Below are 18,955 nucleotides of genomic sequence, written 5' to 3'. Positions count from 1 at the left end.
TGAGGACTCTTTTTCAAATCCTCCCTTTAGGGAGGATTTAGGAGGGTTTCATCAAGGATTCGATCTCTTCAACTGTAATCGGGATATTCTTCATTAAATCTTTATTTCCATTCTTGGTTATCCAGACATTGTTTTCAATGCGTATACCCATTTGTTCTTCTTCTATATAAATGCCCGGCTCTACCGTGAAGACCATCCCGGGTTTAATGGGTTCGGTCCTGGTACCAAGATCGTGCACATCTATTCCGAGATGATGTGATATCCCATGATATAAATATTTCCGGTAAGCACGGTTATCAGGATCTTCATTCTTAATATCCGTCTTTTTTAATAACCCGATCTTTAGAAATTGCTGCGTTGCCTCTTCTCCGACTTTCTCTGTATAATCAGAAATAATAATACCTGGTTTCAACAAACTTTTTGCATAATCATGTAAATGAAGACAGGCATTATAAACAGTTTTTTGCCGCTTTGTAAACTTGCCGTTTACCGGAACTGTTCGGGTAAGATCGGCGCAATAGCCGCCATATTCAGCGCCAAAATCCATTAAGATCAATTCACCGTCTTTGCATTCCTGGTTATTGGATACATAATGCAGGGTCCTGGCCCGGTCGCCACTGGCAATGATACTGCCATAAGCTTCTCCGGTTGCCCGCTGACTCAAAAATGAATGGACGATCTCCGCTTCTATCTCGTATTCCATTACGCCGGGTTTGATAAACTTCAAAAGCCGGCGGAACGTATTATCAGTAATGTCAATGGCCTGTTGCATTACTTCTACTTCAAAATTTGTCTTAATTCCACGCAGGTCTTTGAAAAGTTTGGCCGCTCTTTCAAACTGGTGTAGCGGGTAGCGGGTTTTCATCTCCTGTACAAACCGGTAATCCCTTGTCTGTAATAAGCTTCCTTTGCGATCATTTTCGTTGCTATCGAGATAAATTGAGTCAGCTAAATGTATCCATGGTTGTAATAAACCGTCCAGGCTTTCCAGCCATACTATTGTTTGAATACCGCTCATTTCCCTCGCCTCGTTCGCTCTCAACCTTTTTCCATCCCATTTTTCCTTTAGCTCGTTTGGTTTTACAAGTACCAGCACTTCTCTATATTTTGGATCAGGATTATCAGGAAAAAGTATCACCATACTATCCTCCTGCGTGATTCCGGTTAACCAATACAGGTCGCTATTTTGACGGAAACGGTATAAGGCATCACCATTGCTGGGACATTCATCATTACTGACAATTATAGCAATGGAATTTTTTTTCATCATGGACAGAAAGCGTTCCCGGTTCTTTCTGAATAGCTCGGGATTAAGCGGGAAATTTTTCATGATTGCAATAGTTATAGCTGGCGAAATCGTTGAGCAGGCCAGTTAATTGTAAAGATTCTCAATTTTTAAAGCGCTAAAGATAAAGGGTGCATTCCAAATGGCCGCTGTATAAACAGGTAAGAATAAATCACGGCGAACACTGAGATGGCTCAAAACTCACGGGGGAAATCTTTGTGTCCTCTGCGACAAACTCTGTGGATCTCTGTGGTTAATGAGTGCGACAATTCAGAAATGCCCCAAATAAACATGCCGGCACAATCTGGCCGACCCGCTAAAAAAGAATCTGGTAAATTTTAAAAAAAGAAGCAAAATCATTTTTTTAAATCTGATTGGCCCATTCTCTGAATATTTTTTAAAAAAAATCAATTTTTCTGCAATAATCATAAGGCCTTACACCGGGGAAGTAAACCGAATTCAATGTGTAAGACGAACATCCGTTTGTATTTACGGGAATTTGTATGTTATTTTTGCTCACAAATCAAATGATTGCGTTTATGTCTATTCCAGTAATTACTCTCCCCAAAAAGAATCTGTTGAGCCTAGGTCTCTCCAACACTGAAAACATTCACTACCAATTATCACCGCAAGAGCTTGTTCAAGACACATTGAGAATGGGCGATGGAGTGCTGAATGATACCGGGGCATTGATTATCCGAACCGGCGAATTTACCGGTCGCTCTCCGAAAGACAAGTTTATTGTAAAAGACAATAAGACCGCCGATACAGTGCACTGGAATGAATTCAACATTCCGATCGATCAGCAATATTTTGATATTATTCGCAAAAAAATAACCCATTACTTAAGTAACCGGAAAGAATTATGGGTTCGTGATTGCTATGCATGTGCGGATCCCCGGTACAAGTTGAATATTCGTGTGATAAACGAAAAGCCATGGAACAATTTGTTTGCCTATAATATGTTCCTGCGACCGGCTGAAGAGGAATTGGAAGATTTCAAACCGGAATGGCACATTTTATCAGCACCAGAATTAAAGCTGGACCCAAGGGAATGCGGCACAAGACAACACAACGCCGCTGTTATTTCTTTCAAATACAAAATGATTCTTATAGCTGGCACTGGTTACACCGGTGAAATCAAAAAAGGCATTTTTTCTATCCTTAATTATATTCTTCCCTATGAGGAAAATGTATTGAGCATGCATTGCAGTGCTAACATGGGGGAACATGGTGATACAGCAATATTTTTTGGATTGAGTGGCACTGGCAAAACAACATTGAGCGCAGATCCAAACCGCAAACTCATTGGTGATGACGAGCATGGCTGGACCGATACCGGTATCTTCAATTTTGAAGGCGGCTGTTATGCTAAAACAATCAACCTGACCGAAGAAAAAGAGCCTGAAATATTTCATGCCATCAGGCCGGGAGCACTGGTGGAAAACACAATCTTCTTCCCCGGCAGCAACAAGATCAATTTTGACGATGCGTCTATAACCGAAAATACAAGGGTTTCTTACCCTCTTGATTATATCAGTAATGCACTTGAACCATCCGTTGGTGGTTTACCAAAAAATATTTTCTTTCTTACCTGTGATGCATTTGGTGTGTTACCACCTGTCTCTAAATTGACCCCGGGCCAGGCAATGTACCAGTTCATTTCCGGCTATACGGCAAAAGTAGCCGGCACAGAAGCGGGAGTGACAGAGCCAAAGTCAACATTCAGTGCTTGTTTCGGCGCTCCGTTTCTTCCATTACATCCGGGTAAGTATGCTGAAATGTTGGGTAAAAAAATGCAGGAACATAAAGTGAATGTGTGGATGATCAATACTGGCTGGACAGGCGGCCCCTATGGCATTGGCAACAGGATGAAACTGAAATATACCCGTGCCATGATCTCAGCGGCACTGGATGGAAAATTGAGCAATGTTGAATATGATTTTGATTCCATATTCGGAGTGGCCGTACCGCAGGAATGCCCTGCTGTGCCTTCAGACATTTTAAATCCGCGTAACACGTGGACGGATAAAAATGCTTATGATGAAAAGGCAAAATTCCTGGCCAGTCTGTTTATTAAAAATTTTGAAAAATATAAGGATGGAGTGACAGCCGAAGTATTGGCTGCTGCGCCAAAAATTTAATCCTTTGCGATTGCTTGACATACTAAACTCCTTTCGAAATATCGGAGGGAGTTTTTTTTGTGAACTTATTTAGTTTTTAAATACAACTTTTCGCTTCCCGATCTCGTTTCGTTTCCGCCCGGAGTCTCCTCGGCCGGGCTTTTGTGTGATAGCAGGGACTCCGGGCCGCTACGAAGACATCTGCCCATTTCTATCAACAAATTTCTCTTCTAACTTTATTTTAGATAGCTCATCTGCCACATATCTCTCACTGAATATTGCTTCTATATCCGTAACAACATAACCTGAACTGCATGCTTATCTGTGATATAATACCGAACATGCTCATATTTGGTTGTAGATTCTTGTTTCCGCCCGGAGTCTCCCCGGCCGGGCTTTTGTGTGATGGCAGGGACTCCGGGCAGCTACGAAGACATCTGCCCATTTCTATCAACAAATTTCTCTTCTAACTTTATTTTAGATAGCTCATCTGCCGCACATCTCTCACTGAATATTGCTTCTATATCCGTAACAATATAACCTGCATGCTTACCTGTGATATAATACCTTGCCGAGCTATGCTCATACCTGGTAATATCTTCAACCAATTTCCACTTCCCACTGCATGGATTGTTGTGCATATAGATCAACTTTTGATAAGCAAACTCAGCCGTTTCACAAATTTTCCAGTCAAATGATTCTTCCCATACTTCATGCAGCTTTCCTTTCTCCTTACCCTTTGCCGCCACTCCTTTTTCCAACGCCATCAGTATATCGATTTTATCTGCCTGCTGCAGCCTTTTGATTATTTCATAAGCCATAAACCGTTTGCCATCTCCGATAATGGTATTAATCTTCTTTGTTGTAGTTGAAAAATCTATCAGGGCATGAAGATGATTAGGCATGATAACATACCCGGCAATCCGGTGATTTTGTTTCTTCAAATAGTCAAACCAGCCGTACACTAGGTCATAACTATTTGCTAGATCTATCATCGGTAGCCATCTATAACAGGTAAATGTGATAAAGAACAATCCCTCACAATAAGGTATATCTCTCCGTACCGGCATAGCGTAAAGATATGGGATAGGAATATACGTTACACAACGCCCAATGTCCCCTGGCTGGCACACATAATCCCGCAGGGAGACATGGGCCGAAACGGTCAGGAAGGAAGACTCCGGGCAGGAAAAAAGTATTGAATGGAAGGACATCTTCGCAAATGCCCAATGTCCCATGCCCTGCTCACATAACCCTGCATGGAGACATGGGCGGAAACGGTTAGGAAGGAAGACTACGGGCAGAAACAATCTCAGCACAACCTTTCAACTTTTTTTATTTTTTGAAACTTTCAATGCACGACAAACTAACTACAACGGGGGGTCTGCTATTAATTTGATACACCATCCTCATTTTGACACTTATACAGCCGAGATTCGGCTACATAAATCACACTATCTGGTCTATCCGGTTTATAAATAACAAACGTAAAAGTATTTTTGTGTTTAATTAGTGAATCACCAATGTCTACCATTGAATTTAAATCGTAAAAAACAATTTGATATTCCCTTCCATCATCAAAAACGATTAAATAATTTTTTTCATTCTTCTTTTTTACCATTTTCTTTACTTTACCTCTTAACTCTAGTGAACATTCTTCCCGCATACTTTTTATTGTATTCCTTTTAATAATTAAAAATCCAACACTAGCCACAGCAAATAAGCATAATATCAATAAAAAGTATTTCCTCATTATTTATTATTTCTTTTGAAGTAGTGTAGAAAATGTTACAGCAGCTCCGCCAGAAACACCCTTTGATGGCGAAGGTCGTAATCTCTTGAAAAAGCCTTTCATAACATCAATGCTAACACCGATACCCCCATACCCACCATAAAAGGTGGCATTTTTTAAGTTAAAAACTCCAGCTGCCTCATTTGTATTAAAACTTCCCCATACGCCTCCTTGAATTGCAGCTCCTCTATATGCCCCCCCCCCGCACCTAACTGTGCACCCCAACCAGATAGAATACTAGGATCATAAAATTCAGATTTAGTCGTAGCATTCCCCCATATTTTACCCCCCATCCGTGATAAATTATAAGCAAATGGAGCTGCCGCTCCAACAGAATTAACTGCATATTGAACATAGCCACTTCCTTTCAAATAGCCGTAAACGGACCCTGAACCCGTTACGCCCCCTACACTAACGTCAACAGTACTATACCACCCCCGAAAATCATTCTCTTTATAGTAGTCAGTATACGCTGGCGTATTGAAAGCTCTAACATCAACAGGGTAATTCTTATCTTCCATACTATGAGGTCCTTCTGGAAAAGGTTTTGTCTCTAGCCAAATAAACGTAAAGTCACTTTCTGCTTTTGCGTTATAAGGTCTTCCAAGGCCACGATTCATTTCAACTTCCATGCCTTCAGTATCTTTTTCCCATTCTAGTATTGCCTGATTCGCCCCATCAATAACATTTATTTTTCTAAGAGGGCTTAATGTTTTATCATCATATGTAGTTGTAGAGATATCGTTTATGTTTCTTATGACATCCTTTGTTAGTTTTGTGTGTAAAGCATCAAAAATAATTCTCCTTGCCCGATAAATATCTCCATCATTTAATGCCCAAAGGAAATTCTCTGTAACATTTGGATCCAATATACTCAATCTAAATTCGGCCCCATCCAAATCAACTCCAGCTATTGGAGAATTGCTCGCAAACTGGTATGGAGTCAATTCGGGATAAGATCGTGTAATCGGATCGACTGATAAAAACTTCCCTAATCTCGGATCATAAATTCTCAGTCCATAATCTTGCTGGTTACCCTCACCTTTCACTTCATTATCATTTTCCTTTCCGTTAAAACCATACCTATAGCCAGAAGAATAATTGCGTCCAGGCATTATCATTCCAAAGACTAAATAATCACTAGCACTTACTACATCGGCCTCGTAATAATCAATATCGCCATCGGCATCACTGTCAACAGCTTTCTTTTTGTCGGTAATTGTTACCAATACATTGCCTAAATGATTGCTTAATTCAAAGAGCTTATTACCTCTTTCAAAACTATAAATACCTGTTGTATTTACATCAGGATTTTCCATGTTTCGCTTCAGGTTATATATACCCAGGCGGCTGCTGCCATACAGGTGGGCTTCGGTCTGGCTAAGATTGCCATTGTTAATTTCGCTGTTTCCTTTTTCATAAATGGCCATCACATTACCACTGGCATCACGTACGTACACGGTAGTTTTGCCACTAACTGTTTTAGTGATCCGGTTACCGCTGGCATCGTAGGCAAGGGTAAAAGGAGAGATTGTGTGAGTTGTGGAATCGCAGGGATGAACCGGAAGCAATGGAGCCATTTGTTTCTCCTATTATCAAAAAACGATTTTACCACGTAACCTGGTCAGATGATTTTCTCTTCTTTTATCATTCACGTTGCTTTCATTCGTGTGCCACCAGTTTTGAAAAGATTTTTTTATGAACTTATTTAGGTTTTAGGTACAACTTTTCACTTCCCGATCTCGTTTTAGGTCTTATGCTGAAAAATCTATTAACTATTTTTTCAATGCTGGTTTCTGTTATAGCCATTGGTCAATCCAACGATGAAGAACTGATTAGCTGGAGTGCCAATAAGAAGTTGACCTGGGCCGATTACAAGGGTAGCCCCAAACCTGAGTCGGATGCTGTGGCGTCAACGGCTACCTACCTCGGAATCGAATATAGTTTTAACAACAAAGGCTTTGGTTACAAAATCACCTGCAGCTTTTCAAAGACCCGGTCCTGGGGCTCGCATAAAACTGATTATGTACTAGCGCATGAGCAGGGACATTTTGATATTGCCGAAATTTTTGCCCGCAAATTAAACCGTCGATTGCGCGAATACCGGTTTAATAAAAATAGTTTTAAAACCGACCTGAAAAATATCTATGATGATATAACTACGGAAAAGGAAAACATGCAAAATGAATACGACAAAGAGACCAATCATAGCATCAAAAAAGAGAAACAGGCTGAATGGTTAAAAAAGATTGACCAGACACTTCTTGATTATAAAGACTTCGCCAATTACAATTAATAAAATAGATAGCCTTTGAAAGCTATCTATTTTATCCACTATCGTTTCCCGGAATAATTTATTTCACAAAATTCAGCGTCTGCTTTTTATTCACTGTCCTTGCTCTTCCATTAGCATCAATAACAGGATTTAAACGGGGACCATCCAATGTTAACCTATCCTTGATATTTTGCTCTAAGTAAGAGTTTTGAGGATCTGAGGTCACACTGGTAACGGAAATTTGTCCATCAGGATTGATTTTATAATCTATCAGTACGAAATAATTTCCCTTTTTTATCTTACCGGAACTAAGCACTTCTGACTTTATGGTCGTAGTAAGCGAATCGATATAGGCTTTCCAGATTTTATTATTGTCTTTGGGAAGAGCTTTTTCTGTAGCTGATATTTCCGGGGACGTGGCCGAGATGGTATCTGCGTATACAATAGCCGTTGTATCCTGGCCAGCAGCGATGGCCTTTTCTTTTTGTATAGCTATCGCTTCTTTTCTTATTGAGTCGGCTGTGCTTTTCTTTATAGAATCTTCAACGACCTTTTGGGCCATATTTTCCTGGATCTTCAAACTATCACCTTTCCTGATCACAGCTCCTGTATCGGCTTTTAATTTACCCCCATACAAAGCTTCTTTTAAAGATTGGGATCTTGCTGAAATAGCCAGCATAACCAGTGAAAATAAAACTATCGCTTTCATATTCTTGTTTTGTTTGAACAAGTGAATTTTTCTCACTCACAAGTTATTACTTTAAAGCAGATAGTTTGTCTGGAAACAGTTAAAATAATCCGTAGAGCTGCGCATCTACTTTGGAAATGATCTCCCCAAGGTCTTCCTCCTTCTCGGCAAATTTATTCTTATCAACATCAATGATCAACAGCTGACCTTCTTTGTAGGAGTCAATCCATTTATTATAATATTCATTGAGTCGTTTGAGATAATCGAGCCGGATATTTTCCTCGTATTCTCTCCCCCGCTTCTGGATCTGCCCCACCAGTGTAGGCACCGATGCATTAAGATAGATCATCAGGTCTGGTGGTTGCACCAGGGTTTTCAAAGTTTGAAAGAAATGGAAATAATTATCAAAATCACGTTTGCTCATCAACCCCATCTCATGCAAATTAGGCGCAAAGATGTTGGCATCCTCGTAAATAGTTCTATCCTGAATGACGGTCTCAGTACCTTTTTGAATTTCGACTAATTGTTGAAGCCGGCTATTCAAAAAATAGATTTGAAGATTAAAACTCCAGCGGGGCATATCCTCATAAAAATCCATCAGGTATGGATTATGATCAACATCTTCAAAATTGGGTATCCATTTATAATGTTTGCTCAGCATTTCTGTCAATGTCGTCTTTCCCGCCCCAATATTACCCGCTACTGCTATATGCTTTGGTTTCTTTGATTTTGCCATGCCCTATTCCACCCTCAGGTGGAGAATTTTCTGTTTAAATAAATGAATATATAAAATCTTTTCGCACTTCTTTCAAAAGAAAATCTTCGTTGCCCCTTTAGGGGATAGGGTCTAAAAATATTTCATCCCCATGGCTTCTCTCACCAGTTGAAAGGTGATTTGTGCACTCTTGCGGGCTTTTTCAGCACCCATCTCCACCACCTGCTTTAGGTAATTTTCATCCCGGTAAATGTTTTCTGCCTTTTCCCGTATCGGGGCAATGAACCTAACCATATCTTCTGCCAGTTGCTTTTTCATATCACCGTAGCGAATAGTACAGTTATTAAAGTCGTTATCAAATTTCTTTAGTACTTCTTCATTGCTGACCAGCTTCATCAGCAAAAAGATGTTTTCGATATAGTCCGGTTTTTTTGAATTCATTTCGGTAGGACCGCTATCTGTTTTGGCTTTCATTACTTTTTTCCTGATCAGGTCATCGCTATCGGCCAGGTATAAAGTAGCCATTTGATTTTCACTTTTACTCATCTTCCCTGCCCCGTCAAGGCTGGGCACTTTCAGCAAATTTGCACCGAAATTAAACGCTACCGGTTCCGGAAATACTTCGGTATAACGCCTGTTGAAACGTTGAACAAAATTGCGGGCAATTTCCAAATGTTGCTCCTGGTCTTTTCCAACAGGAACATATTTGGCCCGATGAATAAGAATATCGGCGGCCATTAAAACCGGGTAGGTCAGCAGACCGGCATTGACATTCTGCGGCTGCAATCTCACTTTATCTTTAAATGTCGGCGTCTTTTCTAATTCCCCTTTATAAGCCAGCATATTCAGCAGCATATACAATTCTGCTATTTCCGGTACACTGCTTTGCAGGTATAAAGCCGCTTTTTCCGGATTCAGTCCCGAAGCAATATTCTCCGCCAATACCCTCAAAACACTGCTCCGCAGTTCTTTGGTATCGGGGTGAGTAGTTAAAGAGTGCCAATCCGCCACCATGAAATAACATTCATAATCCTCCTGCATTTTCACATAGTTGCTTAATGCCCCAAAATAATTTCCCAGGTGTAAGAAACCTGTGGGGCGAATGCCACTCATTACTTTTTCTTTCTGCTTAGCCATAGGGCGGCGAAGATAAGAAAAGTGGGAAGTTGCCGGTTTCCTGTTCCCTGTTACCGGTATTTTTTCAATTGTCAATTGTTCATTGCAAATTGCCTATTGCGATTTGCAAACTATATTTGTTTGATGGAAGTAAATGATGCATTAGTGGAAAAGCTGGCAAATCTTGCCCGGTTGAAATTCAATGATGCTGAAAAGCAAGAGATTAAGAACGATCTGCAGCGGATGATCGTTTTTGTAGAAAAGCTGAATGAATTGGACCTGGAAAATGTGAAGCCCATGTTACACATGAGTGAAGAAGTAAACGTATTACGGGATGACGAAGTGAAAGGGTCGGTGAGCCGTGACGAAGCGTTAAAAAATGCGCCTTCCCATGACGAGAAGTTTTTCAAGGTCCCTAAAGTAATAAAAAAATAAGGCCCGAACCGAAACCCGGATTTCCAACCTTCGGCTTCAGCCCTCAGACTTTAACTATGAGCTCAATTATTCACCTGGAACACATCCGCAAGAACTATTACATGGGCAAAAATGTTCTTGAAGTTTTAAAAGGCGTTTCACTGGAGATTTATAAAAACGAATACGTCGCATTGATGGGCCCATCGGGATCGGGTAAGAGCACGTTGATGAACATACTCGGGTGTCTTGATACCCCTACTTCGGGAAAATATATATTGAACGACCAGGATGTAAGCAAAATGCTGGACAATTCACTGGCCGAAGTCCGGAATAAAGAAATTGGGTTCGTTTTTCAGCAATTCAATTTGTTGCCCCGTCTCACCGCATTGGAAAATGTTGCACTGCCGCTGGTATATGCGGGGATGAATAAGAAGCAGCGCAATGAAAAAGCAATGCATGTACTGGACATGGTCAATCTTTCCGACCGAAGTCACCATAGGCCCAACGAATTGAGCGGGGGCCAGTCACAACGGGTAGCCATTGCCCGTGCATTGGTTAACGATCCTGCCATCATTTTAGCAGATGAGCCCACCGGAAATTTAGACACCAAGACCTCATACGAAATCATGGATATTTTTGGTGACATACATGGCCGCGGTAATACCGTTGTATTGGTAACCCACGAGGAAGATATCGCCAATCATGCACTGAGGATTGTCAGGCTACGGGATGGCATCATTGAAAGCGATACCCCTAAATCCCCTAAAGGGGACCTTGTAAAAGTCATTGCTTAAACATCTTATTAAAAATTTGAACAGGAAAGATATCCAACCTGAACATAATGTCTTCTAAAATCTATACTAAAACGGGTGATAAGGGCACTACATCGCTAATCGGCGGAACAAAAGTCTCCAAAGCGCATCTCCGGATTGAAGCCTACGGAACCGTGGATGAACTCAACTCGTATATTGGCTTATGCAAAGATCTTTTGACCGACAAAAACGGTATAACAATACTGCAGGAAATCCAGGATCGGTTGTTCACCATTGGTTCAGCCCTGGCTTGTGATCCGGAAAAGGAAACCAAAATGAAAATTCCTGATCTGAAGGAAGAAGATGTTTCGCTATTAGAGAAAGAGATGGATGCGATGAATGAGATACTCCCGGCTATGAAATCCTTTATTTTACCCGGCGGGCACCCTACTATTTCACACTTGCATATTGCCCGTTGTATTTGCCGCAGGGCGGAACGTTGCTGTGTAAGGTTGGAAATAGAGAAAAATGAAGTGGAACCAATAATACCGAAATATTTCAACAGGTTGAGTGATTATTTATTTGTGCTGGCGAGATATACCAGCCATTCGCTAAACATCGCTGATATTCCCTGGAAGCCGAGAGTCTAGCCCCTGTCTTTCAAGGAATGTTTAGAATTTTTCCTAAATGAAATATTCCCGCATCAAAAAATAGGATCCTGCAATTTTTAGATAAGGTTCTATTACCCCCCTTCAGGGGATGGGGGCACTATTTTCCCATCCTTCATATGCAATACCCGGTCGCTTAACTGAGCCAGTTCTTCATTGTGCGTAACGATCAGGAATGTCTGGTTAAATTTATCCCGCAAATCAAAGAACAATTGATGAAGTTCTTTTGCATTGACAGAATCAAGATTGCCGGTAGGTTCGTCTGCCATCACAATATCCGGCTTGTTGATCAAAGCTCTTGCTACAGCCACCCTTTGTTGCTCTCCACCCGATAGCTGGTTGGGCTTATTTTCCATCCGGTGAGAAAGTCCCAGCATCGTCAATAAGTTCACGGCTTCTTCCTTTACTTCACTCCTTTTTCTACCAGCCAGCCATCCGGGAATACACACGTTTTCAAGGGCAGTAAATTCAGGCAACAGGTGGTGAAATTGGAAAACAAAGCCAATGTGCTTATTTCTGAAAGCAGCCAATTTCTTACCGTTCAAAGAGTTTATAGGAACATTGTTCATAGTTACCGTTCCGCTATCGGCATTATCGAGAGTACCCAGAATATGCAGTAATGTACTTTTACCAGATCCGGACGGCCCTACTATACTTACCACTTCTCCCTTTTGAATGTCCATATCTACCCCCTTCAATACCTCTACTGTATCATACTTTTTATGAATATTTTTCCCCGAGATCATGGTGTTAAATCCTTTTAAATTAATCAAATATCCATAAAATCACCCCGACGGGCAAAACAAGTCTGAAAGCAGCGCTGAACTTTAGGAAATTATTCAACACCTGCTGTACAACTAAGGATTTGGAAAATTCGTTAATACCGTTACATTTGCGAAAAAATGGGGTAATAACTTATCCTGAAATTCAGCTATTAACCAAATAAACCCTTCGAAATATGTTTTGGACATTAGAATTGGCCTCCTACCTGGAAGACGCACCCTGGCCTGCTACCAAAGACGAATTGATTGATTATTCGATCCGTTCAGGTGCTCCACTTGAAGTGGTGGAGAATCTGCAGGAACTGGAAGATGAAGGTCAGGACGTGTATGAAACTATTGAAGACATCTGGCCTGACTACCCGACACAAGAAGATTTCTTGTTTAACGAAGACGAATATTAACCCCCCATCCCCTAAAGGGGAGTACTGGTAAACTCTAATAATAATGAAGCCTCCAACCAATATGGAGGCTTTTGTTATTTCCGCTCGTTGTATTTATTCTACGCCCAATTTCTGCATTACTTCAGTACTGACACCTGTAGTTGAATAACCTCCGTCATGAAACAGGTTTTGCATGGTCACCATTTTGGTAAGATCGGAAAATAGGGTGATGCAATAATTGGCGCAGTCTTCTGCCGTGGCATTGCCCAATGGAGCGATGGCGTTGGCATAATCATAAAAATCACCAAATCCTTTTATCCCTGTTCCGGCAGTTGTCTTTGTCGGCGACTGGGAAACGGTGTTAATGCGAACTTTCTTCTCCACGCCATAGTGATAGCCAAAGCTGCGGGCAATTGACTCCAGCATAGCTTTGATATCAGCCATGTCTGTATAAAAGGGATAGGTACGTTGCGCGGCCATGTAAGTAAGTGCGACTACACTACCCCATTCATTGATTGCATCCAGCTTTCTTGCCACACTTAACATCTTATGAAAAGACATGGCAGATACATCAATGCCTTTCATAAAATACTCATAATTGGACTCGGTATAAGGAATATTTTTCCGGATGTTCACACTCATCCCGATTGAGTGCAATACAAAATCAATTTTTCCGCCCAGTATTTCCTGTGATTTTGTGAATAGCGTTGTTAACTCTTCAACATTCGTTGCGTCGGCGGGAACGATTTCTGAACCTGTTGCTTCAGCCAGTTTTTTTATTTCACCCATACGCATGGCGATAGGTGCATTGGTTAAAACAAAAGTTGCTCCTTCCTCGTGTGCCTTTTCAGCCACTTTCCAGGCAATAGAATTTGCATCTAATGCCCCGGTGATAATTCCTCTTTTCCCTTTAAGTAAGTTATATGCCATAGTAATTGATTTAATAAAATTTGCGGGTAAAAATAGCGATAAATGGTTACTCAACATTTACAAGAAATGCATAGATCCGGATCAGCAGCAACAATCCCCCAAAGAATAACAGTAGGTTTATTACAAATAATAGAACGGAATATCCGGTTATTTCCCAGCCCGTGTTACTTTCATTAATTTTTCTATTCAAAAAAATGAAGGAGTAATACCCTGAAATCAACATCATTCCAACTATGATGAGAAATAATATAAGTTTGAAGACAGCTGGCATGGTTTCTTTAAAAAATTAAACCTTATGGTCTCGCTTTTCAATTCGCCAGCATTTCTCTTGCATTTTCCAACGCAGCTGCCGTAGGCTTCTCACCACTTAACATTTTAGCTATCGCGGTAATTCTTTCCTCCGCAGCTAACTGGCGGATATTTGTTTTCACTACGTCCTTTATTATTTCTTTGTAAACAAAGAAATGTGCATCAGCCCTGCCTGCAATTTGCGGCTGATGAGTGATGCAGATAATCTGTCTTTTTGCCGCCAGGTCTTTCAAAATAATCCCCACCTGTTTTGCGGCCTCGCCTGAAATGCCGGTATCGATTTCGTCGAAGATCATTGTCGGAAGATCGATCGATTGCGCTACCAATGATTTTATACAAAGCATTAGCCGGCTAAGCTCGCCTCCGCTGGCTACTTTACGGACAGGCTGAAACTGCCCGCTCTTATTGGCATCAAATAAAAATTCGATAACATCCATTCCATATTGATTCAGGCGATCTTCTCTTTTGCAATCAACTTTCAATTTTGCGTTCGGCATGCCCACCTGTGACAGCAACTTGTTCACTTTTTCTTCTAATGGCTTTACCTGTTGTTTACGCACATCAGAAATTTTCGTTGCTTGCTTTATTGCTTCATCTTTTAATCGTTGACTTTCCTTTTCTTTTTGCTGGATGGCTTCATCAATATTCAATACAGCTTTCAACTTCTCTTCCAAACCCTTTTGAATGTGGAGCAGTTCATTCGTAGTTTGTACACCGTGCTTTTTAAAAAGTTTATAGCCGGTAGAAAGCCGTTCATTTAATTGTTCAATTTTTTCAGGATCGTAATTAATATGATCGCTGATGCGGCTTACCTCATCAGCAATGTCCTGCAACTCTATTTGTGATGATTGTAATCGTTGTACCAGTGCAGGCAGATCGGGATGGAATGACTGGTAAGCGTTAAGTTGATTAAACAAACTCTTTATCTGGGGCACAACAGGGTTTTCACTCTCTTCCAGATTAAAATAAACTTTGTTTAAGGCTCCTTTAATGCCTTCGGCATGACTCAGCATCTTTAATTCTGCATCAATATTTTCCAATTCATTTTCTTTGAATCCAATTTCCTCCAGCTCTTTGTACTGAAACTGGTTATAGTCAGCTTCTTTATCGAACTGCAGTTTTTGCTTTTTTAATTCTTCGGCTTCATTATTCACCAGCTGCCATTGGTGAAATAACGATTGGTAATTAGTTAGTAAATCCGAATTGCCAGCCAACGCATCTATTACCTCTCTTTGAAAATCGCTCTCTCCTATTTCTAACGTATCAAATTGCTGATGAAGATCCACCAGTAAAGAACTCAGTTGCTGCAGTTGAGAAAGATTAACCGGGGTATCATTGACAAAAGCTCTGGATTTTCCATTGGTACCAATTTCCCGGCGAAGCACCAACTCTTCTTCAACATCCAGTCCATTCTCCCTCAGGAAACTTTTTATCATGTTTTTATTGTCAGGATAAAAAACTCCTTCGACTACACATTTTTTTTCTTTGTTTACCAACACAGCGGAATCGGCTCTTTCTCCAAGAATTAAACCCAAAGCCCCGACAATGATTGACTTACCCGCACCCGTTTCACCGGTGATGATATTCAATTTCTTTGAATACTCAATTTCCAGCTTTTCGATAATCGCATAGTTATTTATCGTCAATCTCTGCAGCATGAATATGGAATGAATTAGGAAAATTTTCTCAACAAATGAGCAAATTAACTAAAGGCAAAAATATAACCCAATAAAAAACCCCGCCTTGCCAAAGCAGGACGGGGAAAATAAAAAAAAGAAAAAAATTATTTTATTTCTACGTTATTACTTAACTCTTCGTCTACCAGGATACGGCCGCAGTTCTCACACACCATCACTTTTTTATGCTGTTTGATTTCACTTTGCTTTTGTGGAGGAATTGAATAAAAGCAACCACCGCAGGCATCTCTTTCAACTGGTACCACTGCTAAACCATTACGATAGCTCTTACGAATTTTTTCATAGCTGGCTAATAAACGGGCGTCAACATGCTGTCTTGCATCTTCAGCCAATTTAGCAAAGTGCTTTTCTTCCTTCTCATTAGCCGCGATGATTTTTTCCAGTTCACCTTTTTTGTTGGATAGCGTTGCCTCCTTATTACCAATATTCTTCTTCGCCCTTTCCAATAAAACAGCTTTCTCAGCTATTTCTTCAGTGGCGTCTTTAATATGCTTTTCGGCGAGTTTAATTTCCAACTGCTGCATCTCCATCTCTTTGTTAATGGCTTCAAACTCACGGTTGTTTTTTACATTATCGCTTTGTTTCTCGTATTTTTTTACCAACGCTTCAGCTTCTTTAATAGCATCCTTTCGTTGCTGAATAAAATCAGTCACGCCGTTGATCTCTTCTTCAATACGTGTTTGACGTGAATGCAATCCCTGGATTTCATCTTCCAGATCAGCTACCTCCATAGGCAGCTCACCTTTCAAAATCCGGATTTCATCCATCTTGCTTTCTATCTTTTGGAGAGTAACTAAGGAAGTCAACTTTTCTTCAACAGAAAATTCTTTAACGTTTGCCATTGTTTTATTTGAAGTTTAAGGCTTCAGAAGTAATAAACCGGATTGGTTATCACTTCTGTTTTAAGGACGGCAAAGGTAGGGAATTTTTCTACCAAAATTTCCTGCAATAAGTTAATGGTAAACTGTTCGCTTTCGTAATGGCCGATGTCGGCGATAATCATTTGGCCATTTGCATCGAAAAATTCGTGGTATTTGATATCTCCGGTAATGTAAATATCCGCTTTTAAACTTAACGCATTGAAAATCAAAAAACTGCCTGCCCCCCCACAGACCGCTACTTTGCTTATTGGTTTGCCCCTGAGATTTGTGTGCCGGATCAATGGCAACTTAAAAACTGATTTTAAATGTTTTAAAAAATTGATCTCATCCATGGGCGATTGAAGTTCCCCGATTACACCTGAACCAGTTTTTGGATGAACATTTACCAACTCAACTATATCATAAGCCACTTCCTCGTAGGGATGTGCAGATTTCATAGCCCCGACAATCTTCGCTTCCAAATAGGTTGGAAAAATCACTTCAATTTTTAACTCCTTTTCCTGGTGTTGTTCTGAAATTTTGCCGACAAATGGGTTTGTACCCGGTCCTGCTTTAAATGTGCCCCAACCTTCTGCGTTAAAACTGCACTCGCTGTAATTTCCAATTTGTCCCCCACCGGCATCAAAAATAGCATTCCGAACCTGCTCCGCTTTTTCAACGGGTACAAAAACAAATAGCTTTTTTAAACTACTCTCTTTGGGAGCAAGAATGGAGACATTTTGCAAGCCCAACATTTTTGCCATCTCGCCACTTACACCTCCAAGTATATTGTCGAGGTTAGTATGAATGGCATAAATGGCAATATCATTTTTTATAGCTTTTATAACTGTTCTTTCAACATAACTTCTCCCATTGATCTTTTTAAGCCCCTTGAAAATTATAGGGTGATGTGCAATTACGAGGTTGCATTTTTTTTTAATTGCTTCGTCGATTACTTCTTCCGTAGAGTCCAGGCAACAAATAACCCCACTGCACTCCCATCCCGGATCGCCCGTAATGAGACCCGCATTATCATAACTTTCCTGGAGAGACCGATTAGCTATTGATTCCAAAAAAGAAATTAGTTCGGCTATCAGCATATAATCATTTTTAAAAAGAGTACAGCAAGTTAACCATTTGAACAAATGTGAGCTACACTAATAAAATTTCTTTCAACTAACTTTGGAAAGATGACTAACCGCATTCTCAGTAATCTTCGGGAAAAAGTAGAAGTTGCGCTGGGCAAAACTGAATTCCAGCCAGTAAGCCGTTATCAAAAGGCCAAGCATTCCTGGCGGGTGCAGAGGACCATAAAAGATTACATCCGTAGTGCAGTTTTGGTGGCGTTGGGTGTACTATCTGCCGGCTTTGGATTAAAAAGCTTTTTAATGCCTAATAACTTTATCGATGGTGGAGTAACGGGTATATCACTTCTGGTAAATGCAAAAACAGGACTTCCTTTCGCGGCATTGATCATCATCTTTAATTTACCCTTCATTTTATTGGGGTGGAAACAAATCAGTAAAGGGTTCAGCTTAAAAAGTGTTGTTGCTATCACTTTGCTGGCATTGGCTGTTGTAGTCATTCCTTATCCCATGGTGACAGATGACAAATTATTAGTGGCGGTATTTGGTGGATTTTTTTTGGGGGCCGGTATTGGTTTTACTATCCGCGGCGGGGCTGTGATTGATGGCACAGAGATCCTGGCTATTTTTTTTAGCCGCAAACAGAGCCTGAGTGTTGGTGATTTCATACTTGTTTTTAATATCCTTATCTTTTCTGCAGCGGCTTATCTTCTTTCTGTTGAAATAGCGATGTATGCCATGCTTACTTATTTGGCCGCATCAAAAACAGTTGACTTTGTGTTGGAAGGAGTTGAAGAATTTACCGGGGTAACTATCATCTCAAACAGAAGTGATGAAATAGCAGAATTTATCAAGCAAGGAATGGGGCGGGGTCTTACTATTTATTCAGGCAGAAGAGGCTTTGGCAAGAGAGGTGAAAACTTTGTAGCCACCGATATTCTTTTCACAGTGGTCACCAGGCTAGAAATAAGCCGGCTTACGAATGAAATAGAAAAAATCGACCCTAACGCTTTTATCGTCATGCAAAGCATTCGCGACACTAAAGGAGGAATGGTAAAAAAAAGACCACTAAAAGAATAACGAC

The 18,955-nt window shown here is 40.5% G+C and carries 19 protein-coding genes; 7 read left to right on the top strand and 12 right to left on the bottom strand.

Annotation, left to right across the window (positions count from 1 at the left end; genetic code table 11):
- Positions 1 to 37 precede the first annotated feature (37 nt).
- Complete coding sequence (locus P2W73_RS00885; protein WP_276500082.1) at positions 38 to 1,330, bottom strand: aminopeptidase P family protein; 1,293 nt, start codon at positions 1,328 to 1,330, stop codon at positions 38 to 40.
- A 494-nt stretch (positions 1,331 to 1,824) separates the two neighbouring features.
- Here P2W73_RS00885 and pckA point away from each other — a divergent pair, with 494 nt between their 5' ends.
- A complete protein-coding gene (gene pckA / locus P2W73_RS00880; RefSeq protein ID WP_276500081.1) occupies positions 1,825 to 3,429 on the top strand; it encodes a phosphoenolpyruvate carboxykinase (ATP) in 1,605 nt (534 codons plus the stop codon).
- A gap of 404 nt (positions 3,430 to 3,833) precedes the next feature.
- On the opposite strand, the gene P2W73_RS00875 is transcribed toward pckA, so the two are convergent.
- From P2W73_RS00875 to P2W73_RS00865, 3 genes are all read right to left on the bottom strand, one after another.
- Positions 3,834 to 4,403, bottom strand: a complete 570-nt coding sequence (locus P2W73_RS00875; protein WP_276500080.1) for a hypothetical protein — start codon at positions 4,401 to 4,403, stop codon at positions 3,834 to 3,836.
- A gap of 395 nt (positions 4,404 to 4,798) precedes the next feature.
- Complete coding sequence (locus P2W73_RS00870) at positions 4,799 to 5,161, bottom strand: hypothetical protein (protein ID WP_276500079.1); 363 nt, start codon at positions 5,159 to 5,161, stop codon at positions 4,799 to 4,801.
- Positions 5,162 to 5,316: 155 nt separating this feature from the next.
- Positions 5,317 to 6,780 (bottom strand): RHS repeat domain-containing protein, encoded by a 1,464-nt coding sequence (locus P2W73_RS00865; protein ID WP_276500077.1) that lies wholly within the window; start codon positions 6,778 to 6,780, stop codon positions 5,317 to 5,319.
- 206 nt (positions 6,781 to 6,986) lie between these two features.
- Between P2W73_RS00865 and P2W73_RS00860 the strand changes: the two genes are divergently transcribed.
- Positions 6,987 to 7,496, top strand: a complete 510-nt coding sequence (locus P2W73_RS00860; RefSeq protein WP_276500076.1) for a DUF922 domain-containing protein — start codon at positions 6,987 to 6,989, stop codon at positions 7,494 to 7,496.
- Positions 7,497 to 7,554: 58 nt separating this feature from the next.
- Here P2W73_RS00860 and P2W73_RS00855 read toward each other — a convergent pair whose 3' ends face one another.
- The 3 genes from P2W73_RS00855 to trpS all read right to left on the bottom strand — a co-directional run bounded on the left by P2W73_RS00855 (position 7,555) and on the right by trpS (position 10,015).
- Positions 7,555 to 8,184, bottom strand: coding sequence for a hypothetical protein (locus P2W73_RS00855; protein WP_276500075.1), 630 nt, complete (start codon positions 8,182 to 8,184; stop codon positions 7,555 to 7,557).
- Positions 8,185 to 8,263: 79 nt separating this feature from the next.
- Positions 8,264 to 8,899 (bottom strand): deoxynucleoside kinase, encoded by a 636-nt coding sequence (locus P2W73_RS00850; RefSeq protein ID WP_276500074.1) that lies wholly within the window; start codon positions 8,897 to 8,899, stop codon positions 8,264 to 8,266.
- Positions 8,900 to 9,010: 111 nt separating this feature from the next.
- Entirely contained in the window at positions 9,011 to 10,015 is a 1,005-nt protein-coding gene (trpS, locus tag P2W73_RS00845) for a tryptophan--tRNA ligase (protein ID WP_276500073.1), read from the bottom strand.
- 123 nt (positions 10,016 to 10,138) lie between these two features.
- Between trpS and gatC the strand changes: the two genes are divergently transcribed.
- The 3 genes from gatC to P2W73_RS00830 are packed head-to-tail and all read left to right on the top strand — an operon-like array spanning position 10,139 to position 11,810.
- Entirely contained in the window at positions 10,139 to 10,429 is a 291-nt protein-coding gene (gatC, locus tag P2W73_RS00840) for an Asp-tRNA(Asn)/Glu-tRNA(Gln) amidotransferase subunit GatC (RefSeq protein WP_276500727.1), read from the top strand.
- A gap of 56 nt (positions 10,430 to 10,485) precedes the next feature.
- On the top strand, positions 10,486 to 11,202 hold the full coding sequence (locus P2W73_RS00835; RefSeq protein WP_276500072.1) for an ABC transporter ATP-binding protein: 717 nt from the start codon (positions 10,486 to 10,488) through the stop codon (positions 11,200 to 11,202).
- Positions 11,203 to 11,249: 47 nt separating this feature from the next.
- The gene (locus P2W73_RS00830) at positions 11,250 to 11,810 is read left to right on the top strand and encodes a cob(I)yrinic acid a,c-diamide adenosyltransferase (protein WP_276500071.1); all 561 of its coding nucleotides are present in this window, start codon (positions 11,250 to 11,252) and stop codon (positions 11,808 to 11,810) included.
- Between the two features lie 92 nt (positions 11,811 to 11,902).
- Here P2W73_RS00830 and P2W73_RS00825 read toward each other — a convergent pair whose 3' ends face one another.
- On the bottom strand, positions 11,903 to 12,574 hold the full coding sequence (locus P2W73_RS00825; RefSeq protein ID WP_276500070.1) for an ABC transporter ATP-binding protein: 672 nt from the start codon (positions 12,572 to 12,574) through the stop codon (positions 11,903 to 11,905).
- A 212-nt stretch (positions 12,575 to 12,786) separates the two neighbouring features.
- Here P2W73_RS00825 and P2W73_RS00820 point away from each other — a divergent pair, with 212 nt between their 5' ends.
- Positions 12,787 to 13,011, top strand: coding sequence for a DUF2795 domain-containing protein (locus P2W73_RS00820; protein ID WP_276500069.1), 225 nt, complete (start codon positions 12,787 to 12,789; stop codon positions 13,009 to 13,011).
- A 93-nt stretch (positions 13,012 to 13,104) separates the two neighbouring features.
- Here the strand turns inward: P2W73_RS00820 and P2W73_RS00815 are convergent, their stop codons facing one another.
- From P2W73_RS00815 to P2W73_RS00800, 4 genes are all read right to left on the bottom strand, one after another.
- On the bottom strand, positions 13,105 to 13,920 hold the full coding sequence (locus tag P2W73_RS00815; protein ID WP_276500068.1) for an enoyl-ACP reductase FabI: 816 nt from the start codon (positions 13,918 to 13,920) through the stop codon (positions 13,105 to 13,107).
- A 308-nt stretch (positions 13,921 to 14,228) separates the two neighbouring features.
- Positions 14,229 to 15,887, bottom strand: a complete 1,659-nt coding sequence (gene recN / locus P2W73_RS00810; protein WP_276500067.1) for a DNA repair protein RecN — start codon at positions 15,885 to 15,887, stop codon at positions 14,229 to 14,231.
- Between the two features lie 125 nt (positions 15,888 to 16,012).
- A complete protein-coding gene (locus P2W73_RS00805) occupies positions 16,013 to 16,768 on the bottom strand; it encodes a zinc ribbon domain-containing protein (protein ID WP_276500066.1) in 756 nt (251 codons plus the stop codon).
- 23 nt (positions 16,769 to 16,791) lie between these two features.
- Positions 16,792 to 17,886, bottom strand: coding sequence for a Nif3-like dinuclear metal center hexameric protein (locus tag P2W73_RS00800; RefSeq protein WP_276500065.1), 1,095 nt, complete (start codon positions 17,884 to 17,886; stop codon positions 16,792 to 16,794).
- A gap of 90 nt (positions 17,887 to 17,976) precedes the next feature.
- Between P2W73_RS00800 and P2W73_RS00795 the strand changes: the two genes are divergently transcribed.
- On the top strand, positions 17,977 to 18,951 hold the full coding sequence (locus tag P2W73_RS00795; RefSeq protein WP_276500064.1) for a YitT family protein: 975 nt from the start codon (positions 17,977 to 17,979) through the stop codon (positions 18,949 to 18,951).
- Positions 18,952 to 18,955: the final 4 nt, after the last annotated feature.

Source organism: Terrimonas pollutisoli (assembly GCF_029360765.1).
GTDB classification, from domain to species: Bacteria; Bacteroidota; Bacteroidia; order Chitinophagales; family Chitinophagaceae; genus Terrimonas_B; species Terrimonas_B pollutisoli.
Note: the sequence above shows the minus strand (reverse complement) of the source record. Positions and strands in the feature narration are given on the sequence as shown.

Coding starts and splice junctions, on each gene's coding strand:
- P2W73_RS00875 (WP_276500080.1), bottom strand. CDS start 4,403: ATGATAGATCTAGCAAATAGTTATGACCTAGTGTACGGCTGGTTTGAC.
- P2W73_RS00830 (WP_276500071.1), top strand. CDS start 11,250: ATGTCTTCTAAAATCTATACTAAAACGGGTGATAAGGGCACTACATCG.
- gatC (WP_276500727.1), top strand. CDS start 10,139: ATGGAAGTAAATGATGCATTAGTGGAAAAGCTGGCAAATCTTGCCCGG.
- P2W73_RS00855 (WP_276500075.1), bottom strand. CDS start 8,184: ATGAAAGCGATAGTTTTATTTTCACTGGTTATGCTGGCTATTTCAGCA.
- P2W73_RS00835 (WP_276500072.1), top strand. CDS start 10,486: ATGAGCTCAATTATTCACCTGGAACACATCCGCAAGAACTATTACATG.
- pckA (WP_276500081.1), top strand. CDS start 1,825: ATGTCTATTCCAGTAATTACTCTCCCCAAAAAGAATCTGTTGAGCCTA.
- recN (WP_276500067.1), bottom strand. CDS start 15,887: ATGCTGCAGAGATTGACGATAAATAACTATGCGATTATCGAAAAGCTG.
- P2W73_RS00795 (WP_276500064.1), top strand. CDS start 17,977: ATGACTAACCGCATTCTCAGTAATCTTCGGGAAAAAGTAGAAGTTGCG.
- P2W73_RS00860 (WP_276500076.1), top strand. CDS start 6,987: ATGCTGGTTTCTGTTATAGCCATTGGTCAATCCAACGATGAAGAACTG.
- P2W73_RS00825 (WP_276500070.1), bottom strand. CDS start 12,574: ATGATCTCGGGGAAAAATATTCATAAAAAGTATGATACAGTAGAGGTA.
- P2W73_RS00800 (WP_276500065.1), bottom strand. CDS start 17,886: ATGCTGATAGCCGAACTAATTTCTTTTTTGGAATCAATAGCTAATCGG.
- P2W73_RS00850 (WP_276500074.1), bottom strand. CDS start 8,899: ATGGCAAAATCAAAGAAACCAAAGCATATAGCAGTAGCGGGTAATATT.
- P2W73_RS00865 (WP_276500077.1), bottom strand. CDS start 6,780: ATGGCTCCATTGCTTCCGGTTCATCCCTGCGATTCCACAACTCACACA.
- trpS (WP_276500073.1), bottom strand. CDS start 10,015: ATGGCTAAGCAGAAAGAAAAAGTAATGAGTGGCATTCGCCCCACAGGT.
- P2W73_RS00815 (WP_276500068.1), bottom strand. CDS start 13,920: ATGGCATATAACTTACTTAAAGGGAAAAGAGGAATTATCACCGGGGCA.
- P2W73_RS00885 (WP_276500082.1), bottom strand. CDS start 1,330: ATGAAAAATTTCCCGCTTAATCCCGAGCTATTCAGAAAGAACCGGGAA.
- P2W73_RS00805 (WP_276500066.1), bottom strand. CDS start 16,768: ATGGCAAACGTTAAAGAATTTTCTGTTGAAGAAAAGTTGACTTCCTTA.
- P2W73_RS00870 (WP_276500079.1), bottom strand. CDS start 5,161: ATGAGGAAATACTTTTTATTGATATTATGCTTATTTGCTGTGGCTAGT.
- P2W73_RS00820 (WP_276500069.1), top strand. CDS start 12,787: ATGTTTTGGACATTAGAATTGGCCTCCTACCTGGAAGACGCACCCTGG.